Origin of the sequence: Serratia sp. M24T3, from assembly GCF_000257645.1 — a bacterium.
Classification (GTDB): domain Bacteria; phylum Pseudomonadota; class Gammaproteobacteria; order Enterobacterales; family Enterobacteriaceae; genus Rouxiella.
Window position 1 is genome coordinate 1 of sequence record NZ_AJHJ01000013.1, and the last position, 17,291, is coordinate 17,291.

General features: G+C 50.3%; 10 protein-coding genes and 1 tRNA gene. 2 read left to right on the top strand and 9 right to left on the bottom strand.

What is annotated here, in order from left to right:
* The first annotated feature begins 81 nt into the window (after window positions 1–81).
* A tRNA-Met gene (locus tag SPM24T3_RS12170) sits at window positions 82–158 on the top strand.
* Between the two features lie 100 nt (window positions 159–258).
* Here the strand turns inward: SPM24T3_RS12170 and amiC are convergent.
* Window positions 259–1,521, bottom strand: coding sequence for an N-acetylmuramoyl-L-alanine amidase AmiC (amiC, locus tag SPM24T3_RS12175; protein ID WP_009637057.1), 1,263 nt, complete (start codon window positions 1,519–1,521; stop codon window positions 259–261).
* A 224-nt stretch (window positions 1,522–1,745) separates the two neighbouring features.
* On the opposite strand from amiC, the gene argA reads away from it, so the two are divergent.
* Window positions 1,746–3,071 carry an amino-acid N-acetyltransferase gene (gene argA, locus SPM24T3_RS12180; RefSeq protein ID WP_009637058.1) on the top strand — a complete coding sequence of 442 codons (1,326 nt, stop codon included), beginning with the start codon at window positions 1,746–1,748 and terminating at the stop codon, window positions 3,069–3,071.
* 66 nt (window positions 3,072–3,137) lie between these two features.
* On the opposite strand, the gene recD is transcribed toward argA, so the two are convergent.
* The 8 genes from recD to SPM24T3_RS12220 all read right to left on the bottom strand — a co-directional run bounded on the left by recD (window position 3,138) and on the right by SPM24T3_RS12220 (window position 17,071).
* Window positions 3,138–5,018, bottom strand: a complete 1,881-nt coding sequence (recD, locus tag SPM24T3_RS12185) for an exodeoxyribonuclease V subunit alpha (RefSeq protein WP_009637059.1) — start codon at window positions 5,016–5,018, stop codon at window positions 3,138–3,140.
* Complete coding sequence (gene recB / locus SPM24T3_RS12190) at window positions 5,015–8,584, bottom strand: exodeoxyribonuclease V subunit beta (protein ID WP_009637060.1); 3,570 nt, start codon at window positions 8,582–8,584, stop codon at window positions 5,015–5,017. Before recB ends, recD begins: the two co-directional genes overlap by 4 nt.
* Window positions 8,584–11,469: a pitrilysin gene (gene ptrA / locus SPM24T3_RS12195; RefSeq protein ID WP_009637061.1), complete on the bottom strand. Its 2,886-nt coding sequence runs from the start codon at window positions 11,467–11,469 to the stop codon at window positions 8,584–8,586. The genes recB and ptrA overlap by 1 nt, the downstream gene beginning before the upstream one ends.
* 145 nt (window positions 11,470–11,614) lie before the next feature.
* Window positions 11,615–14,989: an exodeoxyribonuclease V subunit gamma gene (gene recC, locus SPM24T3_RS12200; RefSeq protein WP_009637062.1), complete on the bottom strand. Its 3,375-nt coding sequence runs from the start codon at window positions 14,987–14,989 to the stop codon at window positions 11,615–11,617.
* Window positions 14,990–15,146: 157 nt separating this feature from the next.
* The gene (locus tag SPM24T3_RS12205; protein WP_009637063.1) at window positions 15,147–15,503 is read right to left on the bottom strand and encodes a prepilin-type N-terminal cleavage/methylation domain-containing protein; all 357 of its coding nucleotides are present in this window, start codon (window positions 15,501–15,503) and stop codon (window positions 15,147–15,149) included.
* Entirely contained in the window at window positions 15,496–16,020 is a 525-nt protein-coding gene (locus SPM24T3_RS12210) for a DUF2509 family protein (protein ID WP_009637064.1), read from the bottom strand. The genes SPM24T3_RS12205 and SPM24T3_RS12210 overlap by 8 nt, the downstream gene beginning before the upstream one ends.
* Complete coding sequence (locus SPM24T3_RS12215; RefSeq protein ID WP_009637065.1) at window positions 16,017–16,586, bottom strand: prepilin peptidase-dependent protein; 570 nt, start codon at window positions 16,584–16,586, stop codon at window positions 16,017–16,019. Before SPM24T3_RS12215 ends, SPM24T3_RS12210 begins: the two co-directional genes overlap by 4 nt.
* Window positions 16,580–17,071 carry a prepilin peptidase-dependent protein gene (locus SPM24T3_RS12220; RefSeq protein ID WP_157135292.1) on the bottom strand — a complete coding sequence of 164 codons (492 nt, stop codon included), beginning with the start codon at window positions 17,069–17,071 and terminating at the stop codon, window positions 16,580–16,582. The genes SPM24T3_RS12215 and SPM24T3_RS12220 overlap by 7 nt, the downstream gene beginning before the upstream one ends.
* Window positions 17,072–17,291 lie beyond the last annotated feature (220 nt).

Genomic DNA, 17,291 nt, shown 5'->3' on the forward strand with positions numbered 1-17,291 from the left:
GTTGAAAGAATTGGATAAAGCGTTCGATAAGTACGTGATTTAATAGCGTATATAGTGTAGAGTAAGTCAGCAGTAAACGGACGCGGGGTGGAGCAGCCTGGTAGCTCGTCGGGCTCATAACCCGAAGGTCGTCGGTTCAAATCCGGCCCCCGCAACCAATCTAATGTCTTTTAGAAAAGAAGCTGTTAAAAACAAGCACCCAATAGGGTGTTTTTTTTGCCTGTAATTTACCCCCTTCTTAATCATTATTGGTTCGATCTAGCGCCTTGCCAGCATACCGCCATCGGCGAAGTAAGCTTTGATCCCTGCTAAAATCGACTCGGCTATCTGCTGCTGGAAATGAGCAGTTCGCAGTTTACGCTCTTCTTCAAGATTACTGATGTAAGCCGTTTCAACCAGAATTGATGGAATATCCGGCGCTTTCAACACTGCGAACCCGGCCTGATCAACTTTGTGCTTGTGTAGATGATTGACCTTGCCGATGCGAGTTAGCACCTCTTTACCAAACTTCAGGCTGTCATTGATAGAGGCGGTTTGCACCAAATCGAATAAGGTGTGATCCAGATAGCGATCGCCGCTTTTACTGACTCCACCTATTTTATCCGACTCATTTTGTGTGTGGGCCAAAAAACGCGCGGCGGCACTGGTTGCCCCTTTGGTCGAAAGTGCGAACACAGAAGATCCTCGTGCGGCGCGACTGGTAAACGCGTCGGCGTGAATCGAAATAAACAGATCGGCTCGCTGCTTGCGCGCCTTGGCAACCCGGACCTTCAATGGAATAAAAATATCCTCATTGCGAGTCATATAGACAGTCATATTGGGCTGCTGCTTGATCAGTTTTTGCAATCGCCGCGCAATTTGCAGCACCACGTCTTTCTCTCGAGTTTTATGTTTACCTATTGCTCCCGGATCCTCACCGCCGTGACCGGGATCGAGCATAATAATAATTGGTCGTTGATGCCCTGCCCTCCCATCCTTTTTCTTTTCTGGCGGTAAGGTTCTGGCAACATTTCCTCGATTGTAATCTTCAAGCAGCGCCAATAGCGGATCATCGCTCTCACCATCACTGCTGGTTTGCGGATTATTCTCGGGATAAAGATCGATAACCAGCCGATGACGAAATTCTGCAACTGGCGTCAGGGTAAAAAGATGTGGGCTGATGGGTTGCTTTAACTCGATCACCAGGCGAACGGTTGATGTGTCGAATTGCCCAACCCGCAGTTGCTGAATATTTGGATCCGTTGAGGTGATTTTCCGCCCCAGCTCTTTAAGCACCGAGTTAAGCTGAATTCCGGAAATATCCACCACCAGTCGAGCAGGGTTTTGTAATCTAAACTGCTTATACTTGAGCGAATAGTTGGATTCAAGAGTAACGCGGGTATAGGTCGAGGAAGGCCAGACACGGACTGCAACAACATGCGAAGAGGCAGCCATACCGATACGACTCACGCTCAACAACCAGGTTGCCGCAGCGCTTTGCAGGAGAAGGCGGCGGCCAGAATTATGTTGTTCGTCAGGCATGTAGTCTCAAAGATATCTAAAGATGAATAAAGGTAACAAAAAGCAATGAGACAAACTTTAACGAACTCTTCTCCCACTGTCACCCACAGGATTGTCAGGATTTTTCAGTTTTTGGTAGGTTAGAAATAATTGAATTTCAAAAACAGAGATTTCTTACTTGCCACACAGCCCTAAAAGAATAAAAATACGAAAATTACGAATAAAAATGCAAAAGAGGTTTTGCCGTGAAGGAACGAAGCACTGAATTGGTCCAAGGTTTTCGCCACTCAGTTCCCTACATCAATGCTCACCGGGGTAAGACTTTCGTTATCATGCTCAGTGGTGAGGCCATCGAACATGAGAATTTCACAAACATAGTCAATGATATCGGGTTGTTACATAGCCTGGGCATTAGGCTGGTTGTGGTTTATGGCGCACGCCCACAAATCGACAGCAATCTTGCCGAGCATGGCTATGAGCCGACTTACCACAAGAATACTCGCGTTACCGATGCCCGTGCTCTGGAGTTGGTGAAACAGGCTGCCGGACTTTTGCAGCTCGATATTACGGCTCGTCTGTCGATGAGTCTGAACAATACGCCGCTGCAAGGCGCACATATCAACGTCGTCAGCGGCAACTTTATCATTGCGCAGCCGCTTGGGGTTGATGACGGCGTGGATTATTGCCACAGCGGCCGCATCCGCCGTATCGATGAAGAGGCGATCCATCGTCAGCTCGACAACAATGCAATCGTGCTGCTGGGTCCGGTTGCTGTTTCCGTGACCGGAGAAAGTTTTAATCTGGTGTCCGAAGAAGTGGCGACCCAGCTGGCTGTTAAACTTAAAGCAGAAAAAATGATTGGCTTTGGCGCCGAGCAGGGTGTCAGCGACGAAGATGGCAATATTATTTCCGAACTGTTCCCCAATGATGCGCAAATTTTCATCGACAAGATTGAAGACGTTGGCGAGTATCATTCAGAAACCGTGCGTTTCCTGCGCGGGGCGGTTAAAGCCTGCCGCAGCGGCGTGCGTCGCAGCCATTTGATCAGCTATCAGGAAGACGGTGCGCTTATACAGGAGCTGTTCTCGCGCGACGGTATTGGTACACAAGTCGTGATGGAAAGTTCGGAACAAGTGCGCCGAGCGACTATCAACGACATTGGCGGAATACTGGAATTAATCCGCCCTCTTGAACAGCAGGGTATTTTGGTACGCCGTTCTCGCGAGCAGTTGGAAATGGAAATCGACAAATTTACCATCATTGAACGAGATAACCTGACCATCGCCTGTGCGGCACTGTATCCGTTCCTTGATGAGAAAATTGGCGAGATGGCCTGTGTTGCCGTTCATCCCGACTATCGCAGTTCTTCGCGCGGGGAAATGCTGTTGAAACGCGTTGCGAGTCACGCCAGGCAAATGGGCCTGACCAAACTGTTCGTTTTGACTACGCGCAGCATTCACTGGTTCCAGGAGCGTGGCTTCAAACCTGCAGACGTTGATGTGCTGCCGATTCAAAAGCAGGAAATGTACAACTATCAGCGTCGTTCCAAGATCCTGATTGCCGACCTGTAAATAAGCCTGCTGTAGACCATTTGAAAAGGCGGGGTGAAATGACCTCGCCTTTTACTTTATCTCAATTCAACCCGCTGTTAGCCTCTCAACTAACCCACTGCGTCGCTGTGTTGGAGTTCGAATTGCCAATCCCAGCACTTTCTCACTGGAATACAGCGATAACTGCCGCTTGGCTCGAGTAATCGCGGTGTAGACCAGCTCGCGCGTCAGCACTGGTAAAAAATGATTCGGCAGAACTAATAGCGTATGCTCAAACTCCGATCCCTGAGATTTATGCACTGTCATGGCATAGGCGGTATCGTGAATTGGCAAGCGGCTCGGCTGTACTGACTTGATTTGCCCATCCGGCAGTTGGAAATAAACTCTTAACTCACCCAGCTCATTATGTAACGCAATTCCGATATCCCCATTAAATAATCCCAAAGCACTGTCGTTGCGGCTGATCATTATTGGACGACCGGCATACCAGCGACCGCCGAGGGCTATCGGTCGGCGAATTAACCCCTGACGTTGCAACATTTGCTCGATACGCTCGTTTAAACCTGCCAGCCCAAACGGGCCTTCGCGCAAGGCACAGAGCACTTGAAAATCACCAAAAGCTTTTAAGATCACCACAGGATCGGCACTCGCCGCTACCGCCTGCAAATAAGGGCGGTAACCGGCAACACAGGCGTCGAGCAGGGATTTAAAATCGTCAGTCTCGCTAAGCGGAAAATTGCCGAGATCGGCTAAATTACGTGACAAAATCCGGCGTGCCAACTGGCTGTCACCGGCATTCACCGCTGCCGCCAAAATGCCTATCCCCGAACTGGCATCAAAGCGATAGCTCTTACGTAACAGGCATAGCGCATCACGCACGCTGGCTGGATGTTCCAGTTCATTACCCTCTACCAGGCAACCCGTTAGACGTTGCAACTGCTCGGCGCGAGCGGGACTGTAACCCTGTTCCGCAAAACGACAGATATCACCCAGCACGGCACCCGCTTCAACAGATGCCAACTGATCGCGGTCACCCAGAAAAATTACCCTGGCCTTCGCAGGCAGCGCGGCAATCAGCCTCGCCATCATCGGCAGATCCACCATCGAAGCCTCATCAACTACCAGCACGTCAAGGTGCAGTGGATTGCCCTGATGATAGCGCATCCTCTGGCTATTAGGCTGAGCGCCCAACAGGCGGTGCAGAGTAGAGGCTTCATCAGGAAACTGGCCGCGCTCTTCATCTGTTAAATCAAGCTGACGGCTGGCCTGCCCCAGTGATTCAGTCAGCCTTGCCGCAGCCTTGCCGGTTGGCGCAGCAAGCTGAATACGCAGGCGCCTGTCACTTTGTAGCTGTACCAGCGCGGCTAATAACCTGGCCACGGTGGTAGTTTTTCCGGTACCGGGTCCGCCTGATATAATCGAAATTCTTCGTGTTACTGCCACCGCAGCGGCAACTTTCTGCCAGTTAACCTCATCGCTTTCGGCAGCACCAAACAGCTGGTCAAGCACCGCTCGCAGGCGAAGTTCATCCACCGCCAGTTCATTACCCTGCTCACCCAGCGCCAATAAAGGATTGGGCTCATCATTGATAAAGAATGCGGCAACCTGGCCTTCATCCTGCCACATACGCTGCAGATAAAGCCGCTGTTGCTGCAAGACTATCGGGGTGGCCTGACCACCGTCCCCCACCGCTGGATTACGGGCCAGCAGCTCTCGCCAAACCGCCTCATCTGGCTCACCGGCAGCTTGCCACAGGCCGCTGGCCAAAGCAGGAAAGCGCCCCTCAAACAGCGTATCGGGTTGTAATTCACTTAACCGAAGACAAACATGCCCGCGCCCGGCTTCGGCGCTAAGACTGGCAGCCGCCAACATTATCGCCGGATCATTTCCTGCTACCATGCGAGCAAACTGCACATCCAGCGCACGTAAAGCGCCCAAAGCGATCGCCTGTTCATAAAGCGCCATCATGATGCATTCTCCTGTTGCAGGGATGCCAACCTCGGCAACTGCTCACCTTTAAACAGGGCGTCCATCGAATGAATAAACTCTTCATCGGGCCGTCGACGGAAAATGCCGTTGTCAGGCTTATTTGAGTCAACCCCTCGGAGAAACAGGTACACCACGCCGCCAAAATGTTGTTGATAGTTGTAGTCCGCCAACCGATGCCCAAGATATCGGTGCAGGGCCAGAGTATAGAGCTGATACTGCAAGTCATAACGATGCTGCGCCATGGCATTTTCCATGGCCGACTGGGTATATGCGCTGCTGTCTTCGCCAAGCCAGTTGGATTTATAATCAAGCAGGTAATAACGACCCTGCCAGCAATAAACCAGGTCAATAAAGCCCTTTAGCATGCCACGAACTTGCTGGAAATTTAGCGGTGGGCACTGTGCTGACAGCGCATCGTAATGCTGCACCAACGCGTTGAGATCCTGCGGTTTCAACAGGCCGTCGATAGGCAAATAAAACTGCAATTCGGACTGATGTTGCGCCGGTTCCAAAGCGCTAAGCGACATACCGGTGTCATCAAGTGGCGTGGTCAATACGGTATCGACCCACTCTTGCAAAATCGGCAACCACTCAGCGCTATAACCCTGTGCCTCAAGCATCTCGTGCAACCACTCCGGGTCGACGGGTTGGCTAAAATCAATTTCTTCGAACAGGCTATGCAAGAACGTACCGGGGGACGCGCCACGCGGAAAGCTATGCGCCGTCATCTGCGGCTCGCTGTCCTGCGGTTGTTCACCGGCAGCATCAACATCAAGTTTTGGCAGCAGATCTTGTGCCAGCGCCGAGCCGTGCTGTTGTAGCCCGGAATAGCTGGTAACGCGCCAAAAATCGGCCAAAGTCCGCGTCAGGTGCGCGGCGGCAAGCTGCGGCTTCTTTAGCTCGGGCGGAATCCAGAGTGTCGAATCAATCGGTTCGACGGCAGTAACGGCAACGTTTTCATCAGCCAGATTTTGCAGGCATTCTGCAAGATATGCCGCATCACCCGCCTGCCCGTTCTGAACCAGATAACCCAAAGCGCCAAGATGCAGGTCGGTGTCACCCTGCTTCTTGCGCGTGCCCTGAATCAATGGCGCAATCCCGATACTGCAGTGATAGATCGAACGAGTCAGGGCGACATACAGCAGACGCAAATCTTCTGCCAGACGTTCCTCCTCGGCGAGCTGAAGAGTTTGCTCATCCTCGCTTAGATCCAGCAAAGCGGCAAAATTTTCACGATCGTGATACAGGCCCCGCTGTTGCTGGCGGAAATTGCTGATAAATGGCAACCAGACCAGTGGGTATTCCAACCCTTTGGATTTATGGATTGTGACTACTTTTACTAGATGTTTGTCACTTTCCAGACGCAGCTGCTGGCTTTGTGCCTGAGTGTCGGGTTGCGCTATCTGCTGTGCCAGCCAGCGTACCAACGCATGCTCGCTGTCGAGCTGTGCCGCCGCTTCCTGCAATAGTTCGCCCAGATGCAGTAGATCGGTCAAACGCCGTTCGCCCCCGGGATTTGCCAGCAGGTCTTCGGCAATGTGCCTCTGCATTATCAGGTTTTTAAGCATCGGTAATACACCGCGTTGCATCCAGCGCTGACGATAGCTGTCAAACTCGTCTACCAGTTTGTCCCAGGCGATCTCATCCTGACTCAGCGCGTCTAGCGTCAAGGCATCCAAACCCATCAAACCGGTTGCCATGGCACTGCGCAGGGTTCTTTCATGTTCTGGCGTCAAGACCGCCTGTAGCAGCCAAAGCACATCGAGCGCTTCCGGCGTATCAAACACACTGTCGCGATTTGAAAGATAAACAGAAGGGATGTTGAGCATGCTGAGCGCATCGCGGATTAATGCCGCTTCGCGACGGCTGCGGATCAAAATTGTGATGTCGGAAGCCTGCACCGACCGACGTTTTTCGCCTTCGATTAACCACGCCTCCTGCTGCTGCCCAGCAGTTAACCAATCGCGGATCTGCGCCGCACAGTGTGCCGCCATAAATTGCTGATAATCGTTTACCCCAACGCCTTCTCCCGGCTGAACCCAGCACTGCATCCCCGGTTGAGTTTTGCCGTGAAGCTCGAAACCGAGCGCCGCGTTTTTTGACGCAGGTTGCACGGATATAAACGGAATTTGCGAAAATAGAAACGGTGACGCTAGCCGGGAAAATAGCTGGTTCACGCTCCTGACCATCGACACAGAGGATCGCCAGTTAGTGTCCATAGTGTAATGAGCACTGACCTCAGAGCGTGCGCGCATATAGGTAAAAATATCGGCGCCACGGAAAGCATAAATTGCCTGTTTTGGGTCGCCGATCAGCAGCAGTCCACACTGCGTTTGATTACCGTAAAGGCAATTAAAGATGCGATATTGTTGTGGATCGGTGTCCTGAAATTCATCGATCATCGCCAGTGGATAACGCTGACGGATCGCCTGTGCCAATAGATTTCCAGAAGGCTGCTGTAAGGCATTGTCGAGACGGCTCAGCAAATCATCAAAACCCAACTCGGCGTGCTGACGCTTTTCTTCAGCTATCGACTGACGTATTTCGGTGAGCGCGCGAGCAATCACCAAATCGCGAATCGTCAGTGATTCTTCATAAAGCCGGTCAATCGCGTCAAAAATTGCATGCTGTGGCGGCTCGCCTTTTTTTGTTTTCTCCAGCAGAACCGACTGCCGGAAACGCTCAAGCTCCTTCGGCAAAGTGTAGCTTTCGGTGGATTGCGAGGCCCAGGCAGCCACGGCCACCAGCCAGTTGGGCAGAAAACGAGTACTGTAGCTGCGTTTATCTACCCCAGACTGAGTGATGATGGCCTCGATATCTGCCGCAGCGGATAACCACTGTTGCTTGATATCATTCAGTCGCGCAACAATTCGCTGATGTCGGCTCTCCAGCGTTTCCCCTTGTTCCGGCGGAAAGCGCAATTGTGGAGCCTCTCCGTGGAGATAAGATGACAAATCAGCTAACAGCGCTTCAGGGCCGCTCCACTCTTGAGAAATAATCCGAGCAATATCAAGCGGCAATGGGTAACAATAGCGTCGCCAAAAATCGGCGCAGGCCTGTCGACGCAGCGGCATCTCGTCTTGTATCAGCGTCTGCTCAAATAAGATCCCGGATTCAAAGGCATTGTGCATCAACATGCGCTGGCAGAAACCGTGAATGGTGTAAATTGCCGCCTCATCCATTTGCCGCTCTGCCGCCAATAAAGTCGATGCAGCTTCAGAAAGGTCAGCAATTTCAGTCATTAACGCCGCCAGCATTGGGTTATTGCTGGATTTACGAATACAGGCAAGCCTTAGCTCATGAATATTGCTACGGATGCGCCCACGCAGCTCTTCGGTTGCCGCTTCGGTAAAGGTCACCACCAGAATTTCTTCTACCGTTAATCTGCGGGCGAAAGCTGCCTGCCCGCCCAGCCCCAATAGCAATCGCAGATACAGCAGAGCCAGGGTGAACGTTTTTCCAGTACCCGCAGAAGCCTCAATAAGTCGTTCGCCAGATAGCGGCAAAGTCAGAGGATTAAGCTTGTGCGGGATTATTACTGTCATTATTTATTAACCTGATGTGGAAAGGTTTTTTGCAAACTGGACGTCGTCGGATAGGTTTTCCAACCGACAGGAGCCGCATACGCAGGCGTTTGGCTATCCTTTCCTGAAACTTGTGAAAGCATGGCAAACCCGGTTTGCTTAATCACCGCCTGATGATAGAAATCAGCCAGTTCTTTCTGCGTCAGCCCCTGGATGACCGCAATCACTTTCTCTCGGGTATTAAACCGATCGTTGCCACGGCTAAAGTCTTCAGAAAATCGTCCAATTTCCTCGCCCATAGTCTGCGGGCGTTGCTGCATATCGCTTAATAGCCCCTGCTTATACTGACTAAACTCGCTGTCTTTCATTTCACGCAGGCGTTTTTCAGCCTGCGGGTAAAACGCCAGATAACGCTCATAAAGATATTTAGGCTGTTTACTGTTACTTTGCAGCAGGAAACCTATTCCCCACTGCTTGCCAACCGGCATTGGGAAGGCGAATACAGCATAGCCAAGCTGTTCCTGCGTTCTCAACTGGCTATAGAACCAAGGCTGGATAATCTGCCCTAACAAGGCGCTGTAGCCCATGCTGCGGACTTCATCGTAGCCCACAGGAACATAGACTGCCGCCAAAGCAGAATCGGTTGAAGTACCCACCCGCTGCATGTTGACCTTCTGAGGGTGGTTTACAATGATGCGGCTACCTCGCCACCATGTTGTTCCCTGAGGCTTCACCCTGGCCTGAATATTGCTGACCATTTTCTTTACTTCATCAGCAGTCATATTGCCGTCGACCAATACTTCCAACGCCCCTTTATCCAGCAATTGTTTACGATAATTTGTAACCTCTTGCAGAGTAATGTCTTTCACCAGCCTCTCGCGCACATCACGCTCGCTGTATGGGATGCGGGAGATCAGCTGCACAGGTTGTAACGCCAGTTCAAACGCCTTGCCTTTGTCGGCAGAATCAAGCCGCTCCAGATACCATGATTTGGCCTGATCGAGCTGCTGCTGGGTCGGCACTACCTTTGGATATTCCTCCACCAGCTCGCTAAGCAAATCAGGCAAATGATCGGTGAAGCCGTTGGCATTGAACTCCAGGCCGTGATCTGGACTAGTGGAAAAACTAATACCGCCGATCGACGCCTGATAGCTCAGCTGGTCAAAGGCTACACCGGTCAGGTAATCATTCAGACCATACATCACCTGCTTTTTAGCCGTATCTAGAGACTCTTGGCTACGAAATGCCAAAGTAACGTCGGCCTTGGGTTCAGCACTGAAATAGTGGCTTGGCATATATAGGACGCGCAAACCTTTCTGATTAACAATGAGTTCAGGATGCGTTTGCGTATCGCTTTTGTTTACCAGATCCAAATTTTCAGGAATATACGGGTTCAGCTTAGGTAAGGATAAACTGATTTGCCCCTCCATCTGACGCCATTTAGTAAAATCATCGGCTGGGACTTTATCAACCTCATAGGGTGCATCAACAAAATAGGCCATTTTATTGTGCGGCTCATCAGGGCTGATGAACCAGTAACGCGCCTTCTCTGGCGTCAACCCGTCCAACCGGTTATCAATCGCCTGCGGATCAAATCGGTCGGTGATATAAGGCGAATCCAGCACGTGATCGACCGGTACACGAATCATGGTATCAACCAACCACTCTACGTAGTCCATGTCGCGGGTGACCGCCGGATAGCGGAAATCCAGCGCCATTACGTGAGCGATTTCATCGAAATACTCTTTTTTCACACCTTGAGAGCGGATAAGAGACAGATAATTGAAAATAGCGGCAATGACCTGATCTTTATTAGCCATGCCCTTATCAGTGAGGGACACCGAAATAGCGAAGATCCCCTGATTTCGCTGCACCATCGGGTCTGCCCCAGCACTGATACCATCTGCCAAACCTTGTTTTTGCAGCCAGTCAGACAAGGTATTAGTGCTTCGATTTCCTATGAGATAGCTGACATAGGTGTCTGTCTTGCTCCTGAAGGCTGCACTGTTATTGTCGATGGCAAATTCCAGACGCAGCTGTTTGCGCGGCTCGGCCGGAACATAATGAATGATTATTCCCTGTTGGGCAGGCGTAACGCTCGGTACAGTGATAGGCGGCACTGTAGCGTTATGATTAGCGATTTTGCCAAAGGTGTCGGAGGCAATCTGTGCCAGTTCAGCCAAAGGCTTGTTGCTGTAAATGACTCCGACCATTAGATTTGCGGAGTAATAGCGATGGTAAAAGTCCACCAGCGCATCATGCAGTTTATTTCCCGGCTTATCGCGCAGGGTTTCGAGATTCCCCCCCGCATAGCGAGAACCAGGGTGCGCAGGATTCAGTGTTTCAGCTCTGACCTGGCCCATGCGCATACCGTCGCGTGAGCGCGCCATCGTCAGTTCAGCGTTTACGGCGTTGCGTTCTTTGTCGGCATAGTTGGGGTCCAATAGCGGCTCACCTACCGCATCGGCAAGGCGATCTACCGCCTCTTGCAGGGCATCGTTTTCAACTTCAAGGTAGAACGCAGTGCGATAAGAAGCCGTACTGCCGTTATGGCTGCCGCCGTGCATTTTCAGAAATTCTGACAGGCTTTCAGGTTTCGGATATTTTTTTGAACCCATCAGCAACATATGTTCGGTAAAATGCGCCAAACCTAACTGTCCATTAGGGTCCTGAAGAGAACCCACGGAAACGGCAAGTGCTGCCAAGGACTTAGAAGCCTGATTATCAGAGACCAGCAATACCGTCATGCCATTAGCTAATTTAATAGCCTGATACTGACGAGGATCATTCTGGCTTTTATGAATTGTTTCTGTAATTGGTTGCCAGTCTGTTGCGGACCAGACTACGGGGGCCCAAAACGTCATCAACAACAGTAACCCGCTTACACGGGTAAGCTGTTTCAACATTACCTGTCTCCCTTGAATAAAAAATAAAAAAGAGGCTAAAGAGTCGGATGGTGCGAGCCCGTAACCAAAAGCGTACTTAATAATTAAGACCTCAGGGGTAGCAGATAGTTTTGGTTTCTCTGCCCTTTTCAGACTTTGCAGGTCTTTATGCCAGATTATGTTGTACCACTGGCAAAAGAAAGCGTTGAGCCTCAGCGATTATTGTCTGAATATTTTCTGAATCAAGCTGACGCATCACACGTTGAACGTAAGGGTCCTCCCCTTCGCCCGGTACTCGGCTATCCCCTTGCCAAGCCTGCACTAGCTTATTGATTCCTTTATTTTGTATCTCAGGATCACTATTTATGGTCCCATTGGTCTTGTCAAAGCATACACTTAGCCACGCCCAGCCGCTTTTAGTTAATAGTTTCAACGGTAAGCAAAGACCTTGTTTGTAGCCATCGATTAACTGTTGAAGATGCTGTTTGGCGACCTCAGGTTTCAGATTGCCATAGCGAAAAGCAGTGCCAGTCCGGCCAAAAATACGGCTTTCGCCCATACCGCCACTGGCACAATAGATAACGTGCTCAATCCACAACAAAAGGCCATCACGAGCAAGCAGTGCGGCAGGACGCCAACGCAAAAGGCCATCGTCTTGTACCTGGTGCATCCAACCGGTTATCTTGCAGTCCTGCAAACTAAGATCCAACTCGGTACTGCTGCTATCGGCACGTTCTTCACGCACAATTGCTGCAAGTTCTGCCATGTCCTCACACTGTTTGTTCCAAAAAATCTCACCAAAAGAACCATAAGGCAATCCACCGGAAGCTTTGGTATGACTGAACAAAATAGCGGAATCCTGCTCTTCGATCAGAGAATTCAGAAGCTGCGTATTCAACTGATAGCGATTGAGGTTATCAACAATAAAAGGCTCTTCATCAGACAGCTCGGTCTCTTCAATCAGAAAGCTGACATTAAGACGCATCTGGAAAAAAGCTTTCACCGGATGCCGGTAAAAACGCAACAGGTCATCCAGTGAAATCTCAGTTAAGGTTAATTCGCTTAGTGGTTGATTGAAGTCACTGGCCGGGGTTCCTAACCCTCCCGCTGCGGGTAACCACTCACTGGCGAAGCTTGGTGCCTGAGCATCAATGTCAAAGTTACCGGCATCAAATGGCGTTCTTGAATGCAACTGTTCAAGATGCTCACGTACTCTTCTCTCACTCTCATCGGCATTGAGTTTTTGGTCATCCTGCAGGCAATAACTCTGCCCGACATACTCGAGTAATTCACTGACTAACACCGAGGGATAGCGCACGCTGTTGTCTTGGATTGAACGGCTGATATAGCTGATATAAAGCTGATTCTGAGCCGAAAGGATCGCTTCAAGAAACAGGTATCTATCATCATCACGGCGGCTTCTGTCGCCCCGCTTAACCTGCTTTGCCATCAGGTCAAACCCCAGGGGCGGCAAAGTTCTTGGATAAACCCCGTCATTCATACCCAACAGGCACACCACCTTGAAGGGGATAGAGCGCATGGGCATCAGGGTACAAAAATTGATTGGACCGGCCAAAAAACGCTGACTTATACGTTCTTGATCCAGTCGAGATGCTAGTTCATCACGCAAAATCGAAATAGGCACATCGTCAGGATAACGCGCAGCTACCCCCTGATTCAGCACTTTTTGCCACTGTTGTTCAATTAGCGCCAATGCAACTTCGGTTTCGCCTTCAGGAGAAAAGAAGGTCATCAATAGCTCATGACAAACAGGCAGCCAGTCTGTCAGGCTTCGCGCCTGCGAGAGGCGAATGCGCCACTGGCTAAGTTGCATCAGCAACTCGGCCAGGTGCCCGGCAAGCTCCGCAGCCAACCCCGTAGACTCATCATAGGGCAGTACCCCTTGCCAATCCCCGGCGCGGCTATCCATGGCATAACCCAGCAGCATGCGGGTTAGTCCAAAATGCCAGGTATGTTGGCCAGTAGCTGGTAGCGCCAATTCACGAACGTTATCATCATCCAATCCCCAGCGAATACCAGACTCGCCTACCCATTGGCGTAACAGCCGCAGGCCGTCTTCATCAATCGAGAAACGCGTGGCTAATGCGGGTACTTCAAGCAACGCTAAAACCTGCTCCGAGGTAAAACGGCTCAAAGGCAAGTCCAATAAAGAGATAAACGCTTGCAGTGCCGGATGAGATTGGCTTGCTTTACGGTCAGAGATAGCAAAAGGTAAATAACGCTCTTTAGGGGCATTACCAAATACCGCCTGAATGTAAGGCGCGTAGGCATCGATATCTGCCACCATTACAATGATATCGCGCGGCGTAAGGTCTGGGTCATGCTCCATCATCGCCAGAAGGTTGTCGTGTAAAACTTCAACCTCTCTCTGAGGACTATGACAGAGATGCACGCTCACGGAATTGTCGGAGGCCTGCAAAATGCGCTTTGTTTCGCTACTGTTGAGTGTTTCCGCAGTCATGCCAATAACCGCTCGGTCTTCAAGATCGAGCATATCCTGTTGAATGGCGTGTAACAGCGTTTCATTTCCGACATCTACAAAAGCATGTACTTCCTGAATGCCATCAACTTGCGACAGCAGGTACATGTGATCCCGCCCCAATTTGCCCCAGGATGCCAGCAGTGGATTGCTAAGGTTTTGCTCACCGTCTTCATTAAATAATTGCTCTGCCAGCGCAGGGTCTCTGAACAGCCCTGATTCACTTTTCTCAAGATAATGTCGCCGCTTGCGACTTTGCAGCCGTGCCAAAAAAGCGTAGTTCTGAATATCGCCCCAATAATATTGGCAAGGGTTGGTAAACATCAGATGAATATCAATGTGTTTACCCAAAGCTTGCAGCGCTTGCAGATAAACCGGTGGCAGAGCAGAGATACCGCAGATGAAAACTCTCTTCGGCAATCCATCGGGGCAGACAGCAGCTTTATTCAGTGCTTGAATAAATCGCTCATAGAGATTTGCCCTGTGCCATTCAGGTTGCTCCAGCTCTTGAGTGTATTCGCAAAGCGCTCGCCACAGCGGAGCCTGCCATTGTTGAGAGGCATCTAACTCTTCATCTACCAGACTGCCCTGCTGCCAGGTTTTAAGCCATTCGGGGCGATAAACCAGATATTGGTCGAAGAGGTCAGCAACTCGTGCCGCAAGTTGGTGGATCTTTCTCTTATCGCGATCGTCAGTCAGATAATGCTGCAACGGTGCAAATTCTGGTTGTTCAAGCTTGCCCGGCAGCAGCCACATCAGCTTCCAGGTCATCGCATCTTTACTAAAGGCACTTTCTTTGGGAATACCAGGCAGAACTTTGGTAAACATGTCCCAGATGAATGTCGCAGGCAGAGGAAAAGCAATGTTGGCGGCAATCCCAAATGACTGAGCTAGTTCCATCTGTAGCCATTGAGCCATTCCGGGACTTTGAACCAGTATGACCTCTTGCTCAAAAGGATTGTCCAAGGGACGCCCCTCTATAAGGCTGGTCGTCAGCATTTTTAGCAGGTCTAGCTGATTGGAATGGTACACCGTAAACATAGCTGTTTCCTTGAGGCCCTTAAGCAACAGTTAAGTGGATCCGCTGCAACTCAGAGAAAAGTTACCGGGATATTTCATACTTTACCGACCGACCACGTTATTGCAAAGGAAGCTGGGCAGTCTGAGGCATTATTGTTTAGTAAATCGATTTTTTGCCCTAAAAGTCGTCAATTGGTTTGCAAATCAAACGACTCAGCTGACTGGTATAGCGCATTGGCGTCGTGACTGTCGCAGTCACCTGTTGACATGCCGGTGACATCTGAACCAGACTTATATCCACCCGCCAGCCAATTTTATCAATGACCTTGCCTTTGCCTGTAATGGCAAAACTCTCAAGCTGTTCGTGAGCCTCGCTCCATGCCTGCCTAACCTGCCACTGACGAGTAAACCCCTGACTTAATGACTGATAATAATGCAGTAATCCCAGAACCGAGATTGAAAGCAGCAACATAGCGATCAGCGTTTCTGGCAGACTTAATCCCGTCTGATTCTTTTCGACACTTAATTTATTCATAGCACTGGGTTTCGTCTTTAAATGGGCAAAAATCAAGCCAGCCATTTTGTATGGATTCAAAGCGACTTGCTCCTGCTTCTGCCGTTTTCAAGGTCGCCAATTGATAAAGGTAGACCGTTAAAAACCCGGCCAGATACCGCCCTTCCCCTCTTAATACATATTGCCCTTCCGTTGCCGAGGGCCTAACGCAGCTGCGCAATGTGATACCTGAAACCAAAGTTGATGAAGCCTGAGTTCCCGCCCTTGATGGTTGCTTAAGTTGCGAAGACTCGACGCACTGCCATTGCTCGGCATGCTGATAACTCCCGCTTTGTGCCAAGCCCCAATTGAGCGAAGAAACTGCAAGCTCCCAGGATTGAAAGTAAGTTTTCTCACTACGGGTCAATGCCAATGCCGCATTCAGATGTTGATTGACTGTATTCAGGCCCAACAGCCCCAATGTCATCATCATCATGATAGTCACGATTAGCGCACTGCCGCGCTGACGAAAATTAAACCCACCAATCTGCTGACTCATTGGATTTTCACCACTGTATTCAGCCAACTACTCACTTTTGGCGTTTTCTTCCAGTTTGCTTTTATTTCCATGGTTAGCAATGCGCTACCGCTGGCTGCGCGGATAAGCGACAACTCAAACTGACTGAATTTCACCTCGCCGGGGTCAAGCATGCGCTCCCAACCAGAGCCATTGCAGTTAGCCACCCCGCGCTGACTTTCGATCATGCCGTCACGTAATCGGTAACCAAAATACTCTGACTCTGCATTCCCGATAGGTTCCCATCGTCCATTACGATTGAGATCGTAGGCTACAATAATGCATGAGTTTTTTACTTCACCACTCGCCTGGCCGATGACCAACGGCTTGCCACTGCAGGTTCCCGCGCAAAATCCTGCTCTTCTAAAATCCTTTTGTAGTGTGCGTGCCGTTTGCCGCAACAGCTGATCTAGCTGGTAATGTTGGCTCAGTTGCTGTGTTCGCTGCCTGAGCATCGGCAAAAACTGCATCGCCCCCAAAATCAACATGCTGCCAATCCCCATCGCAAGCATCGTCTCAGGTAGAGTAAAGCCTTTGGCATTCAACATACGGCCATCCCTGCGATCGATTTTCCTTCACTGCACAAACGGATCCTGCCACGGGCCGAGAGTATGACTCTTATGGTACCTGCGGCATTTGTTAATGTGATATGACCGGCCTGAGCCATATTTCGCAAGCCGTAAAACCCCATAGTTTTTTCAGAATAAACACCCACTGTTATATCAGGTGCCGTTGGCTTAAAGAGGCTGCCGCCAGCCGAGGCACAATCCACTGGTTTAATGCCGCTGCCTACGCAACCAGACTTGCCGACGATCGTCCATAGCAAATGACTTAGATTGTATTGGTAGGACTGAGCCTGTAATCCGCTCAGATAAATCCGCAGCATCTGTGCCTGTTGCTCAAGCCGGGCTCGTTGCTGATGTTCTCGCCAGCCTTGCAACGACCCAATGCTTAGCATCGCTATAAGGCCAAGCACCAGCATGATTTCTATCAGGGTCATTCCGCGCTCTTTTGCCGATGTGTGATTTTTCATGTGGCAAGTTTACGGGGAGAAAAGGTGATGAAAAGCAGGGAAAATGGGGTTTCCAGGACATCTCGCAAAAAAACGTTAGAGATTGCAAGAGGTGACAATCAAACAGGAATCTCTATTCCAAACTCTGACATTGGCATCACAAAGTAATTGGAAAATCACATAACAGGAGTAAAAAAGAGGGAGAGGAATATGGGGCCAGGAAGAGAAACTGCCCGACAGG

Bases quoted from the DNA above. Each gene is read 5' to 3' on its own strand.
- SPM24T3_RS12210 (WP_009637064.1), bottom strand. From the start codon at position 16,020: ATGAGTCAGCAGATTGGTGGGTTTAATTTTCGTCAGCGCGGCAGTGCG.
- recB (WP_009637060.1), bottom strand. From the start codon at position 8,584: ATGACAGTAATAATCCCGCACAAGCTTAATCCTCTGACTTTGCCGCTA.
- amiC (WP_009637057.1), bottom strand. From the start codon at position 1,521: ATGCCTGACGAACAACATAATTCTGGCCGCCGCCTTCTCCTGCAAAGC.
- ptrA (WP_009637061.1), bottom strand. From the start codon at position 11,469: ATGTTGAAACAGCTTACCCGTGTAAGCGGGTTACTGTTGTTGATGACG.
- recC (WP_009637062.1), bottom strand. From the start codon at position 14,989: ATGTTTACGGTGTACCATTCCAATCAGCTAGACCTGCTAAAAATGCTG.
- SPM24T3_RS12215 (WP_009637065.1), bottom strand. From the start codon at position 16,586: ATGTTGAATGCCAAAGGCTTTACTCTACCTGAGACGATGCTTGCGATG.
- SPM24T3_RS12205 (WP_009637063.1), bottom strand. From the start codon at position 15,503: ATGAATAAATTAAGTGTCGAAAAGAATCAGACGGGATTAAGTCTGCCA.
- SPM24T3_RS12220 (WP_157135292.1), bottom strand. From the start codon at position 17,071: ATGAAAAATCACACATCGGCAAAAGAGCGCGGAATGACCCTGATAGAA.
- recD (WP_009637059.1), bottom strand. From the start codon at position 5,018: ATGATGGCGCTTTATGAACAGGCGATCGCTTTGGGCGCTTTACGTGCG.